The following is a 21,435-nucleotide window of genomic DNA, read 5'->3' as shown; positions in this document are numbered from 1 at the left end:
ACTGTACTCATGTCCGTGCCGATCGATACGTCCGACGAGGTGCTCTCCGGCGAGGCTGTCGTCCTCGACGTGCAGCCGATCGGGTTCCTGCTCCGAGCGGCCGGTGCTCTGATCGACATGGTGATCGGATTCGCCGCGCTGATCCTCTGGATCTTCCTTCGGCTGTGGCTGCTCGATGCGGGTCTGCTCGACGAGGCCACCGACCGGATCGCGAACGTCGTCGCGACCGTGTTCTGCTTTCTGATCCTGCCCGTGACCGTGGAGGTCGTCACCAAGGGCCGCAGCGTCGGCAAGCTCGCCGTGGGCGGGCGGATCGTGCGACTCGACGGCGGCGCCATCGGATTCCGGCACGCCTTCATCCGCGGCATCCTCGGCGTGCTCGAGATATACATGACCTTCGGCGGCCTGGCCGTGCTCGTGGGCGCCTTCACCGCACGTTCGCAGCGACTGGGCGACCTTGTCGCCGGCACGTACAGTCAGCGGGTGCGGACGCCGCGTCTCGTCCCGGTCGTACCGGTGCTTCCCCCTGCGCTGGCCGGTTGGGCGCAGATCGCGGATGTGGCGCGGATGCCGGACAGGCTCGCCCGCCGCATCTCGCAGTTCCTGCAGACCGCGCCGAACATGCTTCCGGCCGCGCGTTCACGGGTCGCGCAGAACCTGCTGGCGGACGCAGCGCCTTTCGTGTCACCGGTCCCCGCCGCACCGCCCGAGATGGTGCTGGTGGGCATCACGGTGCTTCGTCGCGAACGCGAGCGCCGCGCACTGGAGTTCGCGAACGCCCGCACAGAGAAACTCACCGGCCGCCGGGTCACCCTCTGAGCGGGTCCCCTCCGCTGGAGAGGACCCGAGTCAGTACCGGTAGTGATCGAGCTTGTACGGGCCTTCGACTGGCACGCCGATGTACGAGGCCTGATCGGGCGTCAGCTCGGTGAGCTGCACACCGAGGGCGTCGAGGTGCAGACGCGCGACCTTCTCGTCGAGCGCCTTCGGCAGGACGTAGACGCCGGTCGGATACGCCTCGATGTTCGTGAACAGCTCGAGCTGCGCGAGCACCTGGTTGGTGAACGACGCGCTCATGACGAACGAGGGATGCCCTGTGGCGTTGCCGAGGTTCATCAGTCGTCCCTCGCTGAGAACGAGCACGCTGCGACCGGTGGGCAGACGCCACTCGTGCACCTGCGGCTTGATCTCGATCTTCTCGGCGCCCTCGAGGGTTTCGAGTCCCGCCATGTCGATCTCGTTGTCGAAGTGGCCGACGTTCGCGACGATCGCGAGGTGCTTGAGCGCGAGCAGGTGCTCGGTGGTGACCACATCGCGGTTGCCGGTTCCGGTCACCACGATGTCGACCTCGCCGGCCACATCGATCAGACGTGCGACCTGGAAGCCGTCCATCGCGGCCTGCAGCGCGCAGATCGGATCGACCTCGCTGACGATGACTCTCGCGCCCTGACCGCGCAGCGCCTCCGCGGCGCCCTTGCCGACGTCGCCGTAGCCGCACACGAACGCGACTTTGCCGCCCATGAGCACATCCGTGGCACGGTTGAGCCCATCGGGCAGCGAGTGACGGATGCCGTACTTGTTGTCGAACTTGCTCTTGGTGACTGAGTCGTTCACGTTGATCGCGGGGAAGAGCAGCTCGCCGGATGCTGCGAGCTCGTAGAGCCGGTGCACGCCCGTCGTGGTCTCCTCCGTGACGCCGATGAGGCCGGCAGCGAGCTTCGACCAACGATCGGCGGAGGACGCCAGCGAGCGACGCAGCAGGTCGAGGATGATCGTGTACTCGTGCGAATCGGCATCCGTCGCCGCCGGCACGACTCCGGACTTCTCGAACTCGACGCCCTTGTGCACGAGCAGGGTGGCGTCTCCCCCGTCGTCGAGGATCAGGTTCGGGCCGTCGAAGCCTTCTGACGACCAGTCGAAGATCCGCTCGGTGCACGCCCAGTACTCCTCGAGGCTCTCGCCCTTCCAGGCGAAGACGGGCACGCCTGCTGGCGCGTCGAGGCTGCCCTCCGGCCCCACGACGACGGCCGCGGCCGCTTCGTCCTGCGTGGAGAAGATGTTGCAGCTCGCCCAGCGCACCTGCGCCCCGAGTGCGGTCAGCGTCTCGATGAGCACCGCGGTCTGCACGGTCATGTGCAGGGAGCCTGCGATGCGGGCGCCCTTCAGAGGCTGCGCAGCGCCGAACTCCGCACGCAGAGACATGAGACCGGGCATCTCGTTCTCTGCGAGGCGCAGCTGGTGACGGCCGGCTTCGGCGAGGGACAGATCGGCGACGCGGTACTCGAGCTCAGGCATCCACCTATTCTCGCATCACCTCAGAATCGGATCGCGTCGATGACCTTCACCCTCAGAGCGACGAGAGCGGGGATGAAACCGGCCACTGCTCCGACCACGACCGAGGCGATCAGACCGATCATCGCGGCTCGCATCGGGAACGGCGGTATGTCCTGGATCCCGTAGAACATCGAGGTGACGACCCACTCCGATCGCAGGATCGCGACGACGATCGCGATCCCGATGACACCCGCGACGGTCGTGGCGACGAGGCTCTCGAGCAGCACCGACACGAACACCCGCCCAGAGCTCGCCCCGAACGCCCTCCGCACGCCGATCTCGCGCACGCGCTGCCGCATCGCCACGAGCTGGATGTTGATCAGGCTCAGCGCACCGAGCGCGAGGATGATGCCGCCGATCCCGCCGACCACCATCTCGAAGGTGGCCATCGCGTTCACATTCCCCGGCTGCGCGGCCCAGTCGGAACGGTTCACCATGATCGTCTGTCCTTCGGGCAACCCTGCCCGAAGATCCATCGCGAGCACCGGTGCGATCTCGTCGACGCTGCCCTGCGGGACCCACACCTCGAACTGCACCTGTGCACCCTCGGGCAAGGCGTCGACACGCGACCGATATGCATCGAAGAGCAGATCGACCCGGAGCGACTCGTCCATGTAACTCTCGCGGGGCACGACGCCGACCACCTGGTACGTTCCCCCGGCCGGCCCCGAGAGCGCGAGGGTCGGGTGCTGCGCCAGCGGCACGCGACCGAGGCGATCCCACAGAGCCTCCGTGATGATCGCGGGCGGTGCGAGCGCCTCGACGTCCGAGTCCGTGAACCAGCGTCCGTCGAGCAGCTCCTCCCGGTGGATCTGCGGATACACCGGGTCGTACAGCCGCGCATAGGCGTCGACGATGCCGTCCGACAGGGCCACGGGCACCGTGAGCCCCTGCACGACCCTCGCCGTGTGGCTGAACTCGAACCGGGCCGCCGCAGCCGCCACCCGCTCCTCGAACGCGTCCATGTCGGCCGACGTGCCGTCGTCGTTCATCTGGCTGACCACCAGGGTCGCCGCCCGCCCTCCCGATCGGTCCGACTGCTCCGTCTGATACTGGCGCTGATACTCCGAGAAGGCGAAGACGGCGGTGAGGGCCGCGACCGACACCGCGATGCCGATCAGGCTGAGCAGCACCCGCAGCTTGTGGACCCGGATCTCCGCCCAGGCGTCGGCGAGAGCTCCCAGGATGCCGGTCATGATGCGACCGCCTCGGCGGGCACGACCGCACCGGACGACGGCACGGAAGCCGCGAGCGTGGACGCCTCGAAGGCCCGGCTGAGGTCCGCGGTCTCGAGACGCCCCGCATCGAGTCGGTAGTGCCTTCGAGCGCGTGCGGCGACATGGAGATCGTGGGTGATCGTGACCAGCGCGGCATCGGTCTCGGTGGCCACTTCGTCGAGGAGTCCCATCACGGAGGCCCCGGTGTCGATGTCGAGCGCGCCGGTCGGCTCGTCGGCGAGGATCAGCACCGGCCTGCGCACCAGCGCCCTGGCGATCGCGACCCGCTGCTGTTCGCCGCCCGACAGCCGGTCGGCGATCTGCTCGATGCGATGGCCGAGGCCCACGCGCTCCAGCATGTCGGCTGCGATCCGACGCCGGTTCCAGAACAGGCGTCCCTTCGCGTGCCCGAGCGGCATCATCACGTTGTCGAGCGCCGTCCGCCCCGGCAGCAGGTTGAACTGCTGGAACACGAAGCCGACGTTCTCCCCCCGCAGCCGATCGAGTCTGCCGGACCTCATGCGCCCGACCTCAGCATCCTCGAAGGCGACGGTGCCCGTCGTCGGCGCGTCGAGCATCCCCAGGATGTTCAGCAGCGTCGACTTGCCCGACCCCGACCGGCCGACGATCGAGACGTGATCGCCAGCGCTGACCTCGAGGCTGATGCCGCGCAGGATCTCGAGCGTCGAGTCGTCGGGGAGCGTCACGCTCTTGGTGACGCCGTCGAGTCTGACGAGGCTCACCAGCTCATCCCGCTGTCGCACTGCTCGACTCCGGGTGCGACCTCGTAGCAGTTCTCCTGCACGGGGGCGACGAATCCGGGCACGAACTGCCTGATCGACTCCCCTTCCTCCAGACCCGAGACGATCTCGACGATCGTGCCGTCGTTGACGCCGAGCGTGACGGCGCGCTCTTCGGGGTCGGACCCGTCACCGGCGTCGACCCAGACGTTCCCCGTTCCCGAACCGCCCTGGACAGCCGTCACCGGGATCACCAGTGCATCGTCGACCTGTCCGAGCGCGAGGTCGAGAGCGGCGGGTAGACCGGCGAAGACCACCTGATCGACGGGAATCGCGCACCGCACGCTCGCCGTGCCTTCTGCCCCCACGTCGACCCGCACGCCCGTGCAGGTGAAGGGCGCCGGCCCTCCGGTGATCGTGACGGAGGCGTCGGTCGGTGCGTTCACGAGCCGATAGAGCTGCACCGGCTCGACGGTCGCGAGAACGTGGTAGCGCGCGGGGGTGATCTTGTAGATCTCGGTTCCGACGCTCGTCGTCTGCCCCTTCACGAGCGCGATCTCGGAGATCTCTCCCGCCTCGGGAGCGAGGACGTCGACGTCTTTCTTGGGGTCGTCCTGCTTGACGGTGAACAGCTTCTGTCCGGCCGCGACGGTCGCGCCCTCGCTCACGTGGAGGGCGGTCACCGCGCCCGTGACCTCGCTGCGGACGGTGTAGTCCTCATCGCGTGCGACGTTCCCGCTGAGCGAAAGCGCGTTGACGACCGATCCCCGTTCGACGGCCACCACCGGATCCGTGATCGACGCCTCCGGGGCGATCTGGGCGACGGTGCGGTCGGGGAAGAACGCGATCTTCACCAGCGCAGCGGCGCTGGCGGCGAGGACGACCACGAGAAGCAGGGGGAAGATCCAGCGACGCCAGACGATCACGACAGCCTTTCCGGACGCGCCACCGTGGTGCATCCGGAATCAGCATATCCAGAAAATAGTTTTCGGGTATAGAGATTCCTCAGGCGCGCAGCGCTTCGTGGCGGACCACGAGCCAGCCGGCCGGGACCGAGAGACGTTCGGCGTGCGGAGAGCAGAGATCGTGCGCGTTCGGGTGCGCCTCGAGTCCGAGCGGACCCAGCGCCGCCATCTGGTCGCCGTAGTCATAGGTGAGCGTCGCCACGGCTTCGCGCGCGCAGCCGACCTTCGAGCAGAGTCTTCCGTCCATCTCCGCCAGGCTACGACCGAGTGCAGGGTGCAGAGCGGATGCCGCGCCGCACCACGCCTTAGACTTCTGAACATGCCTCGTCGTCGTGCCGATCGTGCTGCCGCAGCTCCGCGTCGCGGTGACCGTCACGGCCGTCACGGCCGACTGGGTCGCAGCGAGGTCGTGCGTCCTCCCCTCGCGCCGCTCGACGGTCGCATCGACCGGTTCGACCTGATCGTAGGCACGGCCGTCGAGTTCCTGCGCGGCAGCTGGGCCGAACTGCAGGACGTGCGCTTCGAGATCGGCGCCATGCCGATGCACGAGGCAGGCGAAGACGTGCCGCGGTGGCACCTCGACCGTGACAACAGGCGCATCGTGCTGTTCCGCCTGCCCATCGAGCGACTGCTGCCCCCTGGCCACGACGACGCCGCACATCGGCGGATGGCGATCGAGGGCGCGGTCTTTCGTGCCGCAGCGGAATACGTCGGCCGCGAACCCTGGGATCTGGGCCACGATCACTGACCGCCCCGCCCGCGACGCGGCTCGACGGGCGCGTCAGGGATAGACCACGATGCTCTGCTGCGCGGCAGCCCCCGGCCACACCGGCCACGCGGCCAGGGCGCCTTTCGCGGTCATGGCGACAGCCGCATGCACCGGCCCGGAGGGGTCGAGCGCATAGACCGCTCTGGCATCGATCTGGGCCGACGCCGACGATCCTGCCGGAACGGTGATCTGCTGCGCCTCGCCTCCCGCGGTCGGCTCGAGCGCGACCGTCACGTCGGATTCACCGTCATTCGCGAGATACAGCGTGGCGGCCGGCCCGGCCGGCACCGCGACGAGCACCTCGTCGGCGATCTCCGGTGCGGGCAGCACCCAGGCGAAATCGTTCCCCGGCGCGACGCCGTCCTGTACGCGCACCCCCGCCAGCACACCCGACTCCGCATCCACGGAGACCGTGTACAGCCCCGGTTCGAGTTCGGACAGTCCGACCTGCGTCGGGGCGTCCGCCGCCAGCTCGACGTCGAAGGAGCTCGCGACGCGCGACTGGCCGACTTCGCGAACCGTGACATGGGCGGTGGTGTCGGCGCCGGGTGAGAGCAGCCGCAGGATCGCGGCGGCGGAGTCGTCGCTCTCATCGGGGAAGAGCTGCACTCCGGGGATCACGGGATGCTGCTGCGGCGCCGCGACGGAGTCCTGCAGGTCGATGCCGATGGGGTCGAGAGTCTGGGTGAGGGAGGACTGCAGCACCGCGCGGACCGGAGCACCATCGGTCGACACCTTCACTACGGGGGCCTCCGAACCGCTCGCGATCGACGACAGCGGAATCGCCAGCTGTCCGCCCGCGGGGACGATCGACGTGCTCGTTCCCCGCACGGTTCCGTAGACCGAGAGGGTGACGGTGGAAGGCACGGAGCCCGGGTTGGTGAGGACGATCAGGTCCTCCGAGCCGATCGCGACGGTGCCGCCCACGAGCCAGGATTCGCTGGTCGCGGCTCGGCAGGGCGCGGCGGCGAAGCCGGCGAGGTCCTCGGCGTCGAGCGTGGTCGACTCGGCGGCCCCGATCAGGGGAGCCGCGTCGCCCTCGACCTCGGACGACAGCCGGCGCAGTTCGCCGCTGCCCGGCAGGTCGCTCGGCGAGAGGGGCGTCACGTCGGGCGAGCCGGCGGAGCCGTCGGCGATGAAGCGGGCGGATGCCGCGGATTCCATCTGCAGAGGGTTCGATGAGTCGCGGCCGAGCGCGCGGAAGTCGCCGTTGCACACCAGGACCGTGTCACCGGGCTGCGGAGTCACCACGGCCTGAGCGGGTTCGCGCGCGAGCGTGGGCCAGGGCGCGGTGATCGCGACCACCATCCCCACCGCGCAGGCCGCCGCGACGACGGCTCCCGTGAGCAGGCGAGCACTCGTCGCCGCAACCCGGATCGCGCGGTTGCCGCTCATCGCTTCTCCTCCTGCTCGGGCTCTTCGGTCGTGTCCTGATCGACGGACTCGTCCTGCCCGTCCGCCGCGCGAATGTCCTGCGGCGGCCTGTCTTCGTCCCCTGCCCGAAGCGCATCGCCGGGCGTCTGTCGTTCGGACGGCAGGGGCGCTCCCCCGTCTTCGTCATCCGTCTCCTGGGCAGCACGAGACGGAACGTCCTCGTCCTGCTCTCGGGGTTCGGCGACCGCATCCGACTGCGCATCCTCGGGGTGCCGCGGAAGGACCAGGGGCTCTTCCGGCGCCCGTCCGACGATGCGCGACTGCGCACGTGCAGCGCGGCGTGATGCCCGCGTCGGGATGGACAGGAGCAGTGCGGCGATGAACAGCACGAGCTGCACAGTGATCACGGCACGCGCTGTGGCGTGCTGCCCGGCGGTCAAGGCGGTGCGGTCAGCAGCATCCTCCTGGAGACTCCACAGCTCTCCCCTCGCCGTCGCACCTGCGTGCACGAAGCCGTCGCGCTGGTTGAGGGCCGCCACGGCCGCCGAGTTCAGAGCGACCGCGCGATCGTCGGCTTTCGGCGTCGTGGCGAGGAGGACGTAGCTGATCCCGTTCTCGCCGAGCCGGCCAGCCGCATCGAAGTCGCGCGCCGAGAGGAGATCGACCGAGAGCGCGGTGATGTCGCTGCCCTGGATCCCCGTCGCGGTCGACATCATCGTCGTCTGTGCTCCCAGCGTCTCGCTGGCGCCCCACACCACCTCGGCAGCCAGGCCGCCATCGTTCTGCGGCGTCAGCACGAGGGTTCCGACCGGCTGCTCCGCTGCGGCCTGCGCGGCGACGTACGCCGGCAGAGTGGATTCGGGACCGTTCGTCAGCACCCGCTCCTCGCTCGCGAGATGGAACGACAGCAGCGCGGGTGCAGCGCTGACGACGATGGCGATGCCCGCGACGGTCACACTGAGGAGTCGAAGGCGCGGCACCGTGAGCATCGTGTCGAGCGTGACGAGCGCTGCGCCGGTGACGCCGATCCACGCCAGACTCAGACCTGCGCCCGGCCAGATCGCGACGGGAGTCCCCTGCGCGAACGAGACCGCCACGCCCACGGCGGCGAAGGCCGTTCCGAAACCGAGAACCGCCACCACGAGCAAGGTGATGCCCGCGCGCCAGCGGGGCGCGATCGCCGACATCAGGGCCAGCAGAGCGAGGGGGGCGAGGAGGATGCCTGCCCAGACTCCGAACGGGGCGGGGAGCACACCCGCCCAGCCACCGAGCTCGTTCGTCGGGAATCCCATCGCGAGCGCGAGCCGGCCGGCGGCATCCGCCGTCGCCTGCGGGCCGGCCCAGATCATCCCGGGGTCGCCGAGCAGAGCGATCAGGCTGCCATGCGACTGCTGCCAGACGATCAACGGCGCGAAGAGGGCTGCGGCGGGGAACGGCAGCCACAGCAGCCTGACGGCTCCGCGGAAGCGCGCGCCTCCCAGCGTGATCGCCAGCGCGATCGCCCAGAGCACCAGGAGCGCGGGAACGAGCGAGGGAGAGCAGGCCGCGACGGCGGCGAAGACGATGGATGCGGCGCCGGCGGCGCCCCACGAGCGGTGCGCGACGACGGCGGTGTGGAACAGCCACGGCAGGAGGAGGTGCAGCAGCACCGCAGCCGGTCGTCCGTCGACGAGCGCGGTGAGGAACGTCGGGGCGCACGCCCAGGCGACTCCGGCGAAGATCCGCAGTCCGGCCCTGTCGGTGACGCGCGTGGCGGCGAACCAGCCGCCGAGCACCGCGAGCGGCAGGGCGAGGATCCACAGCAGCACGAGCGAGAACGACGGCCCCGCGGGCCACAGCGACCCGAGCACCGCCAGCACCGAGGCGAACGGATCGGCGGGGCCGACGAGATCGACGCCGACGCCCCGCAGGCCCCAGGCCGCATCGCTCCAGAGTGCCGCGACCGTCTTGCGCAGCGGAAGCAGAGCCCCGCCGCCGAGAACCGGCCACGCCAGCATCTCGGTGAACGCCGCGACACTGACGACGAAGGCTGCGAGCACGGCCCATGCGCCGCCGCCGGAGAAGAAATGCAGTTCGCTGACGGCGCCGCCCTCGCTGCCGTGGCCGTCGTCGAGTCGCCGGTGCAGCTCTCCTCGGGTGACGCGCAGCGGAGTGATGCTGGACCAGCTCGATGTGCGGAAGGATCGGATGCTGCGCCGCGATCGCGCCACGGCTCCGAACCTGCACATGGCGGTGAGCGCTGCACCCCACTCCGGCAGCACGGCTTCCGGTCGCTTGCCGATCAGATGCGTGATGGATCGCCAGAGCGCGAGGGGAAGCAGAGCGAGCCAGTGCAGGGGCAACGCGAACGCCGGAGCGTAGGCAAGTCGGCGGTGCAGCTGCGCGAGGCGCGTGACGAAGGCGCGGCGGGAACGACCGGCGGGGAGCGCGGCCGGCCCGTCGGGTGAGACCGAGATGCGCGCCGACGGCGTCAGCACGACACGACCGCCGCCCAGGCGGGCGCGGATGCCGAGGTCGAGGCCCTCGTCGGCGCCGGCGAGCGCACGGTCGGGGCGCAGTTCGCCTCGGACCTCGCCGCGGATCAGGAGTCCGCGGACGTCGGCGCCGAGCGCCTCATCGCGTCCGTCGTGCTGCCCCTGATCGAGTTCGCCCGCCGCGAGCTCCACCGAGCGTCCGAGCGCCGTCATGCTGACGCCGAGCGACACGACCTCGCGGTCGTCGTCGACCTGCACGAGCTTCGGGGCGATGATCGCCGCGGAAGGCGAGCGTTCGAGGCTTCCCACGAGCCTCTCGAGCGCCCGCGGGTGCGGCGCAGTGTCCTGCGCGAGCAGCCAGACGGCCGTGCCTTCGAGGATTCGTGGGCGGGCGAGTTCGACCGCGTCGGCGAAGGACGTGCCGCCGCGGGCTTCGATGACGCCCTCCACGAGCCCGGCGACGGTCTCGCTCTCACGGATCCCTGCCGCATCGCCGCACATCACGAGCGTGATCGCGGCGGGCGGAGTCGTCTGGGCGCGCAGCGCGTCCAGGGTGCGGAGCAGTTGAGCACGGGCCGACGATCCGGGGCGCGCGACGATGATGGCGTGAACTCGGGCTGGCATGACGTGGTCAGCCTATGCTCGCGATCCCGACGGCGAATGCAGCGCGTGCGGCGCGCCCGCGAAGCTGTGAGAGAGCGTCGGCTCAGCTGGCGCGGCGCTTGAGCTTGCGACGCTCGCGCTCGGAGAGGCCGCCCCAGATGCCGAAGCGCTCATCGTTCTGAAGCGCGTACTCCAGGCATTCTCCTCGAACATCGCACGAGGTGCAGATGCGCTTGGCATCGCGGGTCGAGCCGCCCTTCTCAGGGAAGAACGCCTCGGGATCGGTCTGCGCGCAGAGCGCTTCGCTCTGCCAGGCGAGAGCGGTGTCGTCGTCTCCCTCGACCTTGCGAACCCCTGGAACTCCGAGGTTGATCGGATCGACGAACCAGTTCTCAGGTACATCGGAACGGTAACCCGTCATCTCGATCCTCCAACCCTTATCTCCGCCCCCCGGCGGGCCGTGCTCAACTAATTACACCCGTGTGATTCCCATCGGTCAAGTCGCGGATAGTAAACCCTCAATATTGTCTTGAAGGTTCATGACGCCTCGTCGGCGTGTCGCGCTCGCTCTCGCTCCTCCGGCAGCGATCCGGGTGTGGCGATGAACACCTCACCCGTGCCGGAGAGGGTGAGGGACGACTCGTCCTCGGTCGCGAGGACCGCGTGACCGACCGGAACAGCGCGCGAGACGGCATCCGCTCCGCTCACCGCGGTATCGCCCGCGGTCGCCAGAACCATGGCGGGCCCGCGCACAGGCATGGTGAGCGGCTCTCCCGCCAGCGTCACGCGGCGCAGGGCGAAGTCGGGCACCTCGACGGGGTACTCCGTGATCGCCCCGCCCGTCGACGGCCTCAGCACGGGCACGGCGCCGGGCGTCGTGTCGAGGATCGACAGCAGTTCGGGGACGTCGATGCGCTTGGGGGTGAGCCCGCCGCGCAGCACGTTGTCGCTGGCGGCCATGATCTCCACACCCAGCCCCGAGATGTACGCGTGCAGGAGCCCAGCCTTCAGGAAGACGCCTTCGCCGCGCGACAGCACGACATGGTTCATCAGCAGAGCGACGACGACGCCGGGGTCTCCCGGGTACGCGTCGGCGATTCCGGCCACGGCCCTGAGAGCATCCGCCCACTCCCCCGATTCGGTCTCGGACGCCTGGCCCACTGCGGCGGCGATCGCATCGACGTCGCCCTGTGCCTCGCCCGACAGCAGCCACCCGATCGCGTCCCGCAGCACGTCGCCGTCTCCCGAGAGGCGTGCCCGCAACGGGTCGGCGGACGAGCCGACGATCTCCAGCAGCCGCAGAGTCTCAGCGACGGGCCGCAGGCCGCTCAGCGACTCGAACCGCTCGCTGAGGGCGACGATGAGTTCGGGCTTGTGGTTCGCGTCGCGGTAGTTGCGTGCAGGGTCATCCAGGGACAGACCGGTCTCCCGCTCCCACCCGGCCCGCGCCTGTTCGACTGTCGGGTGCACCTGGATCGACAACGGGGATGCCGCCGCCAGCAGCTTGAGCAGATAAGGCAGGGTTCCGCCCGTCACGGCATCGAGCGTGCCGTCGCCGGCGACGTCGGCGGGATCCCCCGGGTGGTCTCCGAACCAGACCTCGGCTTCGGGTGCCGCCGACGGCGCCCGCCCTTCGAGTTCCGCGAGAAGAGTGTGCGATCCCCACGCGTAGTCGCGGGGCACGTTCGACAGGCTCAGCAGCATGCCCCCAGCGTAGGGGCACAGGTTCGGGCTCGGCGGGCCGGTCCTCGCTGCACCGGCCGGCCGAAGACGCGGCTCACGCTGGGTTAGAGTTCTCAGGTCGTCCGCCCGCCACGAGAATCCAGGGGAGATACATGTCGGAGAAGGAGCACCAGGACTACAACCCGGGTCCGCGGGTCGGGATCACCTTCTCGACCTTCGACCTGTTGCACGCCGGGCACATCATGATGCTCGCCGAGGCCAAACGCCAGTGCGACTACCTCATCTGCGGTCTGCAGATGGACCCCACACTCGACCGTCCCGAGAAGAACGCTCCGACCCAGACCGTCGTGGAGCGGTACATCCAGCTGCGCGGCTGCGAGTACGTCGACGAGATCGTCCCCTACTCCACCGAGCAGGACCTGGAAGACATCCTCCGCTCCTTCAAGCTCGACGTGCGCATCGTCGGCGACGAGTACGAAGACCGCGACTTCACCGGCCGCACCTACTGCGAAGAAGCAGGCATCGAGCTGTACTTCAACAGCCGCGACCACCGCTTCTCCAGCTCCGGCCTGCGCAAGATCGTCGCCGCCAAAGAAGCCGAACGCACCGCCAACGACTGAACCCCACGGGCACGTGGCCCCGTCGCACTACACGACGGTCCAACGGTCGCACCGACCAGGACGACTCGGCACGAGCACAGCACAGCGCGGTAGCCTGAACGCGATGGCGCAATACACCAAGCACCCGGTAGCCGCCCCGCCCACCGCGCCAGAGCGCGAGTCGACGGGGCACCTGCTGTTGCGCGGTTACATCATCCTCGTGCTGATCGTGACGTTCGCGCACGCCGCCGTGTACAACCTGGTCGGCCCGTACGGAGCGGGAATCGTCCTCGGCGCGTTCCTGCTGGCGACTCTCGGCATCGGCGTCCCGATGCTCGCGAGAAAACATCCTCAGCCCTTCGCATGGCGTCGGCTACCGTGGTCGGCCGTGGGTTACACCGCGCTGGCGCTCGTGTCGGTCGCCTGGTCGCAGTGGCGCGAGGCGACGCTCATCACGTGGTTCCTGCTCGGCGCCGTGACCGTGAACGCGCTGTTCATCGCCCAGGTGCTCACGTGGCGCGAGATCGTGCGAGCGCTGGCTTCCGCGTTCAAGTGGATCCTCGGGCTGTCGCTGGCGCTCGAGCTGTGGGTGTCTCTTGTGCTCCAACACGCCCTGCTGCCGAACTTCCTCGAGCTGCCGCCCGGAAAGATCGACCCACAGTGGTATTGGGTGCGTGACAACCTCTTCGACGGCGGGCGCCTGCAGGGCATCGTGGGCAACGCCAACCTCCTCGGTTTCATCAGCCTCTTCGCGATCATCACCTTCGGCGTGCTGTACGCCGCTCGCGTCCGCTGGCGCACGACGCTCGCGCTGTGGACGCTGCTCGCCGTGTTCTTCCTCTTCCGCGCCGCCTCGGCGACGGCATACGTGTGCGCTGCCGCCGCCGTCGTCGTGCTTGTCGTCGCGCTCCTGATGCGCCGCGCGGCGACTCCCGGTGCCCGAACCCGGATCTACACGGTCGCGATCGGCGGTGCCCTCGTTGTCGGCACAGCGGCCTGGTTCCTCCGCGAGCCGCTGCTGGGCCTGATCGGCCGCAGCGCAGATCTCACCGGACGGTCGAACAAGATCTGGGCATCCGTCATCGAGCGGTGGCACCACCATCCACTCTTCGGCAACGGCTTCTCGAGTCCCTGGCTGCCATCCGACCCGGCGTTCGCGAAGTGGATCAAAGATCACGGGATCCCCGTTTTCCACGCGCACAACATGTGGCTCGACGTCCTCATGCAGCTCGGCGTGCTCGGCGCGATCCTGATCGCGATCGCGTTCCTGAGCCTGCTCTGGAGATCGTGGTTCTTCGCGGTCGACCGGCCGCGGTGGGACCTCACCTCCCATCGTTCCTACTCGCCGCTCACGCTGCTGCCCAGCCTGTTCACCGTCGTCCTGCTCGTGCAGGGTCTCACCGAGTCGACTCCGATCATGCTGTGGGGCTGGATGCTGCTCATCCTGCTGTCGTTCAAGCTCAAGACCACCCCGCTTCTCGGGGTCGGCGAGCGCGAGCGAGTGATCGAACGCGGCGAACGCCGTCGGCGGGTGCCGTGACGGCTGGCCACCCGATCAGCGGCCTGCTCGGCTCGGCGGAGATGGCCAGAGCCTTCACGATCGCGGTGCTGGCGGCGGTGTTCTCCTCGCTGTCGATCGAGCGGATGTCGTCGCCGGTCACGCTTGCGACCGTGATCTCGCTGCTGTGCGTCCTCGGCGCAGCGATCCTCTGGGTACGTCGGGAGGAGCTCTCGCTGCTGCGAGTCGCCCCGACGTCGCTGCTGGTCTTCCTCGCATGGGCGCTGGTGAGCCTGGTCTGGACGACCGACAAGTCCGACACGCTGTTCGCATGGATGGCACTGCTGGGCTACGCGTTCCTCGCGATCACGGTCGGGCACATCCGCGACACCCTGCAGACCGTGCGAGCCCTGGGCGACACTCTGCGTGTGCTGCTGCTGGTGTCGCTCGGGATCGAGATCCTGTCCGGCGTGCTGTTCGACGTGCCGTTCACTTTCCTCGGGGTACAGGGCAATCTCGCCCTCGGTGGTCCCATCCAGGGCATCTTCGGCAGCCGCAACATGCTCGGCTTCGTCGCGGTGATCGCGCTGATCACCTTCGCGATCGAATGGCGGTCGCAGTCTCTCGAGGCGAGGATCGCGGTTCCGTCGATCGCGCTCGCGACGATGCTCGCCATCCTCTCGGCCTCTCCCACGGTTCTCGTGCTCGCGTTCGCGGTCGGAGTCGTGACGGTGGCGCTCACGATCGTCAGGCACGCTCCGGCCGAGCGCCGGGACGCCGTGCAGTGGGTGCTCGGCGCCCTCGTGGCGATGGCCCTGGCGGCGGCGTTCGCTCTGCGGCATCCGATCATCGCCCTGATGGATGCCGGATCCGACTTCTCGATCCGGGCGACCCTGTGGAACACGATCCTGGATTTCGTCGCGGTGAAGCCGATCCAGGGCTGGGGCTGGTTCGGCGGCTGGCCGGCCGGCGAATACCCGTTCAACTACATCAACTTCTCCCTCGACGACCACCACCAGAGCGCTCTGAACTCGTACTTCGACGTGCTGCTCCAGCTCGGAACGGCAGGATTCGTGCTGTTCCTGTTGCTGGGCGGCATCGCCACCGTGCGCTCATGGCTCGTCGCGAGCGTGCGGCGCTCGGTCGTCTACGCGTGGACGCCGCTCATGCTCGTCACCCTTGCCGTCGAGTCGATGTTCGAAAGCTTCACGATCGTGGGCGCCGGCTGGTTCCTGCTCGTGCTGTGTGCGCTGCGCGCCGGACAGTCGCGGTCGTGGCGCGAGAACATCGACGCCGCGCAGACCGGAGTGATCCCGACCCTGCGCACCGAGGGCTGAGCGCGCCCGGCGGATTCCATGGGTGCGCCCGGTAGGCTGGTAGCTGCTCGCGGCGTCCTGCGGGCCGAACGCTTCCGGAGATCCCACTCGTGACCAACGTCCCCTTCGACCCGGCATCCGCGACGATCGTCATCGTCACGTTCAACCGCTCGCACCTTCTCACCGGCCTTCTCGAGAGCATCACCGTGATGGACCCGAAGCCGGGCCACGTCGTGATCATCGACAACGCCTCCTCCGATGACACCACCGAGGTCGTCGACTCTTTCCGCCCTCGCCTCGGCACCGAACTCGTCTACCGCCGCCTCGAGACCAACACGGGCGGATCGGGCGGCTTCAGCGAAGGCATGCGCACCGCATACGAGCTGGGCTCGGAGTGGATCTGGATGATGGACGACGACGTCGAGGTCATGCCCGACGGTCTCGCCCGCATGGGCAAGTGGGCTCCGCGATTCAAGAGCATCCAGGGCCGCCGCTACGACTACGACGGCAGCGAGTTCTACTGGCAGTACCGCATCGCTGAGCGCATGGGCATCCCGATCCCGTTCGCCCCGTCCGGATTCGACGAGTCCGGTTTCAAGGAGATGAACAGCGGATGCTTCGAGGGCATGTTCATCCACCGCTCGATCGTGCAGCAGATCGGGCTGCCCGATCCGAGGTTCTTCATCTACTGGGACGATCAGATGTACGGGTGGCTGGCGTCGCGCCTCACCACGGCGGTGATCGTGAACGAGTTCGTGCTGCGCCGCACGCGTGAGATCAAGCAGTGGGACATGGGCATCCGCCACATGAACGCGTCGAGCAACGCCTACCGCTTCTACATCATGCGCAACCGCGCATACATCAAGAACTACTACCGCGTGCACCGCAACTACAACCCCGTTCTGTTCGGCCTCGGCACCGCCATGACCTTCGCGAAGGAGATCATCCGGCTGTTCTTCGTCGAGCGCACGGTGCGCGGCACGAGCAACCTCTTCCGAGGGCTTCGAGAGGCCGGCAAGCTCAGCCGCGACCGCTCCTGGCAGCCCATGGCACCGCTGGAGGCATGACGATGACGGACGAGCAGCAGCCAGAGCTCCGCTGGGCGCCGATCGAGCCCAAGCCGCGCAACAGCCGACGCATGTGGCTCATCATCGGTCTCGTCGTCGCGGCCCTGGTCGTCGCAGGCGTGGTGCTGTTCTTCGTGCTGAACCAGAACGGGAATCCGGACGCCGAAGGCACGGCGTCACCGAGTCCTTCGACATCTGCGACGTCTACGGCGACGCCTTCCCCCTCTCCGACCGGGTCCGTCGAGCCGACGACCGAGCCCACTACGCCGGTGCAGACCGAACCTCCGGTCGTCGACCCGAGCGTCGAGGCGTTCCGTGGTCAGGTCAGCGGATGGCTCGGCGACGCGGGCACCGGGCTGGACATCGTCGCAGAGTCAAGTGATCAGGATGCGCTGGCAGTGATCGATTCGCTCCAGGGGGACGCTCAGCGGCTGTCGGAGACTCAGCCGCCCACATCCATCTCCGAGCAATGGTACGGGGGCGTCGACTCGTACGTTCAGAAGCTCAAGGACCTGCGTTCCGCAGTATCGAATGGCAGCGGGGTGTCAGCAGCCGCTGAAGCGGCTCGTGCAGAGATCGGCGACTTGAAGAAGCTCGTCGGCCTCTGACCGGTTACCGGGTCCCGCCCTAGTGACAGCGCGGGCGTGATGCAGCCGTGTTGCGCGTGTCGACTTTCTTCCGGCCGAGCGAGCGCGCCGCCGCTTGGGATCCGTCGAACGCAGCCGACTCAGCCAAGCCCTCGCGGCTTAGTTGGCATCCAGCCCGTGCAGAGCTAGCAGCGAGCCGTGTTTCAGTCCGCAACGGTCTGGTCCGTTCACGACGACCCGCTCACGATGGGTGCCACGACACGCCATCGGCAGACCCAACAGCGTCGCCCGGCATGGCGCATCTAGGCCCCCGTCAGACGTGCGACGATCTCGTCGTAGTCGAGGCCGTCACGGTATCGACGATCGAGTTCCAGTGCATCCGCTTCGAGGATTCCGGAACGTTGCATGCCGACGACATTCGCGCCGATGACACGAGCCGGAACGCCGTATGCCTTCGCGAACGCGGGGATATCGGCCGTTACGACGGAGCCCATGCCGACCATAGCTCCTCTGCCCACGCTTCTGAACTGATGCACGGTCGTCCCGAGCCCGAGATTTGCGTGGGGAGCGATTGTCACATGCCCCGCCAGCAGCACGCTGGAGGCGAGCGTGACGCCGTCCCCAAGCACGCAGTCGTGTGCGATGTAAGACTGGTTCATAATGAACGTGTCATCCCCCACGGATGTCTCGTGCTGAGATCCCTGATGGATCTGCGCTCCTTCACGGATCACGTTATTCGAACCGATGGCCAACCCGGCCCCGAACGACTCTTCTGGCCGCCGCGGGTGGGCGAATGAGCGTATCTCCGGAGGTGCGCCCAGCACCGCACCTGCGCCTATCCAGTTGCCGTCTCCCAGTCGGACTCCCGAGTGGATCACGACGTGGGGACCGACGACATTGTCAGCGCCGAGCAGGGCTCCTCCGCCGATAACGGCTGTGGGATGGATCTGATTCATGAGATCGCGTCCTTCACGTCTGTCGAACCGCGATTCTCTGCCTGCGGTCCCCCGGGGCGCGGCGTCGCGTGTTCTCCACCGAGATCAAGCGTGCTGATTGATCCTTCATCTCGGAGACGGCGCCGCATCACAACGACGAACAGCACCGCGATCCCCGCGGCTGCTAGATCTCCGAGCGTGAACATCATGCGGGACACAGCACTCACCGCGGCCGCCTGCGGGAGTGAGATCAAACTGGCCATGGCGGCCACGAGGACAGCCTCGCGGACCCCGATGCCGGAGGGGAGGAGGAACGCGAACAGGCTCAGGGAGAAGCCGATCGCCATAGCTCCTGTGAGCAGAACTATCGTTTGAGGGTCAGGATCTGCGAGTGAATTCACGAGCAGGGTCAGATGGAGGCCGTAGCAGAGGTACGAGACGATGGACGCGCCGAGAGCGATCGCGATCGTCGAAAGCCGAACGCGGTGATCGAGCGGCGGTCGACGAAACGCCTTCAGCACGAGTGACGCCAGCCACGTCATCACCGCAGGGTGCAAGCACAGCAGACCGATGGGCAGTAGGGCGAAGAGCCAGAGTAGCTCAGGCTCGTTCTGTGAGAGAAGCGGCGTAGCAAGCGCTCCGAGAATCAGAGACGCGACCACACCGACACCCGCCGCGTAGAGCGAAGTGATGAGTACCCTCGGGCGCGACACGTTGTACTGGCGTCCGAGTTCCATTTGCATCACGTAGGACCAGACTGAGCCCGGCACGTACTTGCCGAGCTGGCCCACCAGGAGAATCTGCGCCGCCCGCAGGAAAGGGACACGGTCGCCGAGCCCGGTGAGGATCGCGATCCAGCTGATCGTGCCGAAGACGAGTCCGGCGAGGACCAGTAGGAAGGAGAGTACGGCCGACTGCCATGCGATGAGCTTTATCGCTGCAGACACGGCATCCCACTGAGAGATCAGATAGTACGCGGCGAAGCCCAGAACGAGGGCGAGTAGCACGTAGCGCAGGATCAGAAGCGCCCAGGATCGGGCGCTGCGGGATTCAGCGATGAGGAGTCTCTCTCTCTTGCGAAACGAATGCGATCATATGCGACGATCCATCCGCGACGCACGATCCGGGCCAATGGTGACGCGACGATATGCTTATCAGGTTCACCTTCACCAAAGATGAGTTAGGCCTCATGATACCAATCACCGTCGTCGAGTTCGGGGCTGACGAAGAGCGTCTCGTGCTCGAGGTGCTCCGCTCCGGCCGAGTTGCGCAGGGACCTCTTGTAGCGGAGTTCGAGAAGCGCTTCGCGGAACTGACAGGTGTCCGCCACGCGATCGCGGTGAACAACGGGACGACCTCCCTCATCGCATCGCTGCGGTGCCTTGATCTATCTCCGGGCGATGAGGTGATCACGAGCCCGTTCACATTCGCCGCGACCCTCAACGCGATCCTTGAGGCTGGGGCGACTGCACGGTTCGCTGACATCTCGGAGGACGACTTCAATGTCACAGCGGCAACGATCAGCGAGCGCCTGAGCGACCGCACGAAAGTGCTGATGCCCGTGCACATCTTCGGCCAGATCGCGGAGATGGACGCCATCTCCGCGATAGCCTCCGCACGGGGCCTCCGGATTCTCGAGGACTCGGCGCAGGCGCACGGCAGCATGCTGGGCAGCAAGGCAGCCGGGAGCTACGACATCGGCTCGTTCTCGTTCTATGCCACCAAAAACCTGACGACCGGCGAGGGTGGGATGATCACGACTGACGATGACGTGCTCGCCGAACGTCTGCGCATCCTGCGCAATCAGGGCATGCGCGCGCGCTACGACTACGCGATGCTCGGCCAGAACTATCGCCTGACCGATCTGCAGGCCGCGCTGGTGTTGCCTCAACTCGATCGCTACGACAACGTCGTCGAGACCCGCGGCGCAAACGCTGCGTACCTCAGCGAAGGTCTTGCGGGGATCGAAGGTGTGATCACACCCGTGGAGCTCTCCGGGCGTCGGCACGTCTGGCACCAGTACACGATCCGCATCACCGAGGACGCACCGGTGACCCGTGACGAATTCGTCGAGCGCATGAACGACGCCGGCATCGGTGCCGGTGTCTACTACCCACGACTGGTCTTCGACTACGATGCGTATCGCGATCGAGGCGACGTCGTAATCGAACCGACTCCTGTCGCGGAGCGGATCGCGAGGCAAGTCGTCTCTTTGCCCGTTCATAATCACCTCACCCGCGAACAGCTCGACACGATCGTGTCGTCGATCCGTACGATCATGGGAGCCAGCCGATGAGCGTCCCCCGGATCGCGCTGGTCGGAGCCGGCACGATGGGCAGCTACCACGCTCGAGTGGTAGCTGCGTCTGGGCGAGCAAAGTTGGCACGCATCATCGACAGCCGCAGGTCGGTCGGAGAGGCCGTCGCGGCACGCTTCGGAACGGCCTGGACCCCTGAGCTGGGAGACCTCGCAGATGTGGACGCCGTGATCATCGCCGCATCCACCGAGGCCCACGATGCCCTCGCGCGCGCGGTGCTCGACGCCGGTAAGCCGTTGCTCGTGGAGAAGCCGGTCGTGAACGGTTTGGCGAAGACACGCGAGATCCTCGAGCTGTCAGAGCAGGCCGGTGTACCGATCCTCTGCGGACTGCTGGAGCGCTACAACCCGGCCGTTCTCACCGCGAAGCACTTCGTGAACAGTCCGGTGCACGTTACGGCGACCCGTCACTCCCCCTATGCACCGCGCATCCGGACCGGCGTCGCGTGGGATCTCCTTATCCACGACGTCGATCTGGCCATCAATGTGCTCGGCAGCATCCCAAGCAAGGTAGATGGGTCTGTCGGGTACTTCCACCCCGATTCGGTAGAAGGAGCTGAAGACGTGGCGACCGCATCTCTGAGCTTCGCGGGAGGACAGCTCGCGCAGCTCTCGGCGAGCCGGATCGGGCAGCGCAAAGACCGCACACTTCTCATCCACGAGTTGGACCGCCTGATCGAGGTCGACCTGCTCCGCCGCACCGTGACCGTGTACCGGCACGTGTCCGGCGACGCCGATGAGGACGGTCGCGGCTATCGCCAACAAACCTCCATCGAGATCCCTGAGATCACGAATTCTCGGGAGCCGCTTGCCGCCCAGTTCGATCACTTCGTCGATCTGCTCGACGGCATTGCGGATCCCGATGAGGAGCGTCGGTCGATCCTCCCCTCGCACGCCGTGATTGACACACTCTTAAGTCTTCGCGATAGCTGAGCGTTTCACCCGAATGTGGCGCAAG

Annotated in this window: 20 protein-coding genes; 9 read left to right on the top strand and 11 right to left on the bottom strand. The window is 67.5% G+C overall.

Translation table 11 applies throughout. The features are described 5' to 3' along the window. Window positions 1–9 precede the first annotated feature (9 nt). Window positions 10–819: an RDD family protein gene (locus QFZ53_RS09970; RefSeq protein ID WP_292905387.1), complete on the top strand. Its 810-nt coding sequence runs from the start codon at window positions 10–12 to the stop codon at window positions 817–819. Between the two features lie 30 nt (window positions 820–849). Here QFZ53_RS09970 and ahcY read toward each other — a convergent pair whose 3' ends face one another. The 5 genes from ahcY to QFZ53_RS09945 form a co-directional block, all read right to left on the bottom strand. Beyond that, window positions 850–2,295, bottom strand: a complete 1,446-nt coding sequence (gene ahcY / locus QFZ53_RS09965) for an adenosylhomocysteinase (protein ID WP_307295896.1) — start codon at window positions 2,293–2,295, stop codon at window positions 850–852. 20 nt (window positions 2,296–2,315) lie between these two features. Further along, entirely contained in the window at window positions 2,316–3,530 is a 1,215-nt protein-coding gene (locus tag QFZ53_RS09960) for an ABC transporter permease (RefSeq protein WP_292905391.1), read from the bottom strand. Further along, window positions 3,527–4,294, bottom strand: a complete 768-nt coding sequence (locus QFZ53_RS09955; protein ID WP_307295892.1) for an ABC transporter ATP-binding protein — start codon at window positions 4,292–4,294, stop codon at window positions 3,527–3,529. The genes QFZ53_RS09960 and QFZ53_RS09955 overlap by 4 nt, the downstream gene beginning before the upstream one ends. After that, window positions 4,291–5,217 carry an efflux RND transporter periplasmic adaptor subunit gene (locus QFZ53_RS09950; RefSeq protein ID WP_307295890.1) on the bottom strand — a complete coding sequence of 309 codons (927 nt, stop codon included), beginning with the start codon at window positions 5,215–5,217 and terminating at the stop codon, window positions 4,291–4,293. Before QFZ53_RS09950 ends, QFZ53_RS09955 begins: the two co-directional genes overlap by 4 nt. A gap of 79 nt (window positions 5,218–5,296) precedes the next feature. Further along, window positions 5,297–5,503, bottom strand: a complete 207-nt coding sequence (locus QFZ53_RS09945; RefSeq protein ID WP_292905397.1) for a DUF3499 family protein — start codon at window positions 5,501–5,503, stop codon at window positions 5,297–5,299. A gap of 72 nt (window positions 5,504–5,575) precedes the next feature. On the opposite strand from QFZ53_RS09945, the gene QFZ53_RS09940 reads away from it, so the two are divergent. Further along, window positions 5,576–6,004, top strand: a complete 429-nt coding sequence (locus QFZ53_RS09940; RefSeq protein ID WP_292905399.1) for a hypothetical protein — start codon at window positions 5,576–5,578, stop codon at window positions 6,002–6,004. 33 nt (window positions 6,005–6,037) lie between these two features. Here QFZ53_RS09940 and QFZ53_RS09935 read toward each other — a convergent pair whose 3' ends face one another. The 4 genes from QFZ53_RS09935 to manA form a co-directional block, all read right to left on the bottom strand. Further along, on the bottom strand, window positions 6,038–7,420 hold the full coding sequence (locus QFZ53_RS09935; RefSeq protein WP_307295889.1) for a DUF5719 family protein: 1,383 nt from the start codon (window positions 7,418–7,420) through the stop codon (window positions 6,038–6,040). Further along, window positions 7,417–10,497 carry a glycosyltransferase gene (locus tag QFZ53_RS09930; RefSeq protein WP_307295886.1) on the bottom strand — a complete coding sequence of 1,027 codons (3,081 nt, stop codon included), beginning with the start codon at window positions 10,495–10,497 and terminating at the stop codon, window positions 7,417–7,419. Before QFZ53_RS09930 ends, QFZ53_RS09935 begins: the two co-directional genes overlap by 4 nt. An 82-nt stretch (window positions 10,498–10,579) precedes the next feature. Continuing rightward, on the bottom strand, window positions 10,580–10,897 hold the full coding sequence (locus QFZ53_RS09925) for a WhiB family transcriptional regulator (RefSeq protein WP_292905405.1): 318 nt from the start codon (window positions 10,895–10,897) through the stop codon (window positions 10,580–10,582). A 116-nt stretch (window positions 10,898–11,013) separates the two neighbouring features. Beyond that, window positions 11,014–12,180 carry a mannose-6-phosphate isomerase, class I gene (gene manA / locus QFZ53_RS09920; protein ID WP_307295881.1) on the bottom strand — a complete coding sequence of 389 codons (1,167 nt, stop codon included), beginning with the start codon at window positions 12,178–12,180 and terminating at the stop codon, window positions 11,014–11,016. A 131-nt stretch (window positions 12,181–12,311) separates the two neighbouring features. Between manA and QFZ53_RS09915 the strand changes: the two genes are divergently transcribed. From QFZ53_RS09915 to QFZ53_RS09895, 5 genes are all read left to right on the top strand, one after another. Continuing rightward, window positions 12,312–12,779 carry an adenylyltransferase/cytidyltransferase family protein gene (locus QFZ53_RS09915; RefSeq protein WP_307295878.1) on the top strand — a complete coding sequence of 156 codons (468 nt, stop codon included), beginning with the start codon at window positions 12,312–12,314 and terminating at the stop codon, window positions 12,777–12,779. A gap of 103 nt (window positions 12,780–12,882) precedes the next feature. After that, a complete protein-coding gene (locus QFZ53_RS09910; RefSeq protein WP_307295875.1) occupies window positions 12,883–14,298 on the top strand; it encodes an O-antigen ligase family protein in 1,416 nt (471 codons plus the stop codon). After that, window positions 14,295–15,593: an O-antigen ligase family protein gene (locus QFZ53_RS09905; RefSeq protein ID WP_307295873.1), complete on the top strand. Its 1,299-nt coding sequence runs from the start codon at window positions 14,295–14,297 to the stop codon at window positions 15,591–15,593. Before QFZ53_RS09910 ends, QFZ53_RS09905 begins: the two co-directional genes overlap by 4 nt. Before the next feature lie 89 nt (window positions 15,594–15,682). Then, the gene (locus QFZ53_RS09900; RefSeq protein ID WP_307295871.1) at window positions 15,683–16,639 is read left to right on the top strand and encodes a glycosyltransferase family 2 protein; all 957 of its coding nucleotides are present in this window, start codon (window positions 15,683–15,685) and stop codon (window positions 16,637–16,639) included. Continuing rightward, window positions 16,636–17,247 (top strand): hypothetical protein, encoded by a 612-nt coding sequence (locus QFZ53_RS09895; RefSeq protein WP_307295868.1) that lies wholly within the window; start codon window positions 16,636–16,638, stop codon window positions 17,245–17,247. The genes QFZ53_RS09900 and QFZ53_RS09895 overlap by 4 nt, the downstream gene beginning before the upstream one ends. 281 nt (window positions 17,248–17,528) lie before the next feature. Here the strand turns inward: QFZ53_RS09895 and QFZ53_RS09890 are convergent, their stop codons facing one another. Beyond that, window positions 17,529–17,978, bottom strand: a complete 450-nt coding sequence (locus tag QFZ53_RS09890) for a hypothetical protein (protein WP_307295866.1) — start codon at window positions 17,976–17,978, stop codon at window positions 17,529–17,531. A gap of 200 nt (window positions 17,979–18,178) precedes the next feature. Further along, window positions 18,179–19,168, bottom strand: coding sequence for a lysylphosphatidylglycerol synthase domain-containing protein (locus tag QFZ53_RS09885; protein WP_307295863.1), 990 nt, complete (start codon window positions 19,166–19,168; stop codon window positions 18,179–18,181). 182 nt (window positions 19,169–19,350) lie between these two features. Between QFZ53_RS09885 and QFZ53_RS09880 the strand changes: the two genes are divergently transcribed. Together QFZ53_RS09880 and QFZ53_RS09875 are read left to right on the top strand one after the other, a co-directional pair. Further along, on the top strand, window positions 19,351–20,457 hold the full coding sequence (locus tag QFZ53_RS09880) for a DegT/DnrJ/EryC1/StrS family aminotransferase (protein WP_307295860.1): 1,107 nt from the start codon (window positions 19,351–19,353) through the stop codon (window positions 20,455–20,457). Continuing rightward, window positions 20,454–21,410: a Gfo/Idh/MocA family protein gene (locus QFZ53_RS09875; RefSeq protein ID WP_307295858.1), complete on the top strand. Its 957-nt coding sequence runs from the start codon at window positions 20,454–20,456 to the stop codon at window positions 21,408–21,410. The genes QFZ53_RS09880 and QFZ53_RS09875 overlap by 4 nt, the downstream gene beginning before the upstream one ends. The last annotated feature ends 25 nt before the right edge of the window (window positions 21,411–21,435 follow it).

The organism is Microbacterium natoriense, from assembly GCF_030816295.1.
Taxonomy (GTDB): domain Bacteria; phylum Actinomycetota; class Actinomycetes; order Actinomycetales; family Microbacteriaceae; genus Microbacterium; species Microbacterium natoriense_A.
This window is presented reverse-complemented; position numbering and strand designations above follow the sequence as displayed.

Bases quoted from the DNA above. Each gene is read 5' to 3' on its own strand.
- QFZ53_RS09970 (WP_292905387.1), top strand. From the start codon at position 10: ATGTCCGTGCCGATCGATACGTCCGACGAGGTGCTCTCCGGCGAGGCT.
- ahcY (WP_307295896.1), bottom strand. From the start codon at position 2,295: ATGCCTGAGCTCGAGTACCGCGTCGCCGATCTGTCCCTCGCCGAAGCC.
- QFZ53_RS09960 (WP_292905391.1), bottom strand. From the start codon at position 3,530: ATGACCGGCATCCTGGGAGCTCTCGCCGACGCCTGGGCGGAGATCCGG.
- QFZ53_RS09945 (WP_292905397.1), bottom strand. From the start codon at position 5,503: ATGGACGGAAGACTCTGCTCGAAGGTCGGCTGCGCGCGCGAAGCCGTG.
- QFZ53_RS09940 (WP_292905399.1), top strand. From the start codon at position 5,576: ATGCCTCGTCGTCGTGCCGATCGTGCTGCCGCAGCTCCGCGTCGCGGT.
- QFZ53_RS09935 (WP_307295889.1), bottom strand. From the start codon at position 7,420: ATGAGCGGCAACCGCGCGATCCGGGTTGCGGCGACGAGTGCTCGCCTG.
- QFZ53_RS09930 (WP_307295886.1), bottom strand. From the start codon at position 10,497: ATGCCAGCCCGAGTTCACGCCATCATCGTCGCGCGCCCCGGATCGTCG.
- QFZ53_RS09925 (WP_292905405.1), bottom strand. From the start codon at position 10,897: ATGACGGGTTACCGTTCCGATGTACCTGAGAACTGGTTCGTCGATCCG.
- manA (WP_307295881.1), bottom strand. From the start codon at position 12,180: ATGCTGCTGAGCCTGTCGAACGTGCCCCGCGACTACGCGTGGGGATCG.
- QFZ53_RS09915 (WP_307295878.1), top strand. From the start codon at position 12,312: ATGTCGGAGAAGGAGCACCAGGACTACAACCCGGGTCCGCGGGTCGGG.
- QFZ53_RS09910 (WP_307295875.1), top strand. From the start codon at position 12,883: ATGGCGCAATACACCAAGCACCCGGTAGCCGCCCCGCCCACCGCGCCA.
- QFZ53_RS09895 (WP_307295868.1), top strand. From the start codon at position 16,636: ATGACGATGACGGACGAGCAGCAGCCAGAGCTCCGCTGGGCGCCGATC.
- QFZ53_RS09880 (WP_307295860.1), top strand. From the start codon at position 19,351: ATGATACCAATCACCGTCGTCGAGTTCGGGGCTGACGAAGAGCGTCTC.
- QFZ53_RS09875 (WP_307295858.1), top strand. From the start codon at position 20,454: ATGAGCGTCCCCCGGATCGCGCTGGTCGGAGCCGGCACGATGGGCAGC.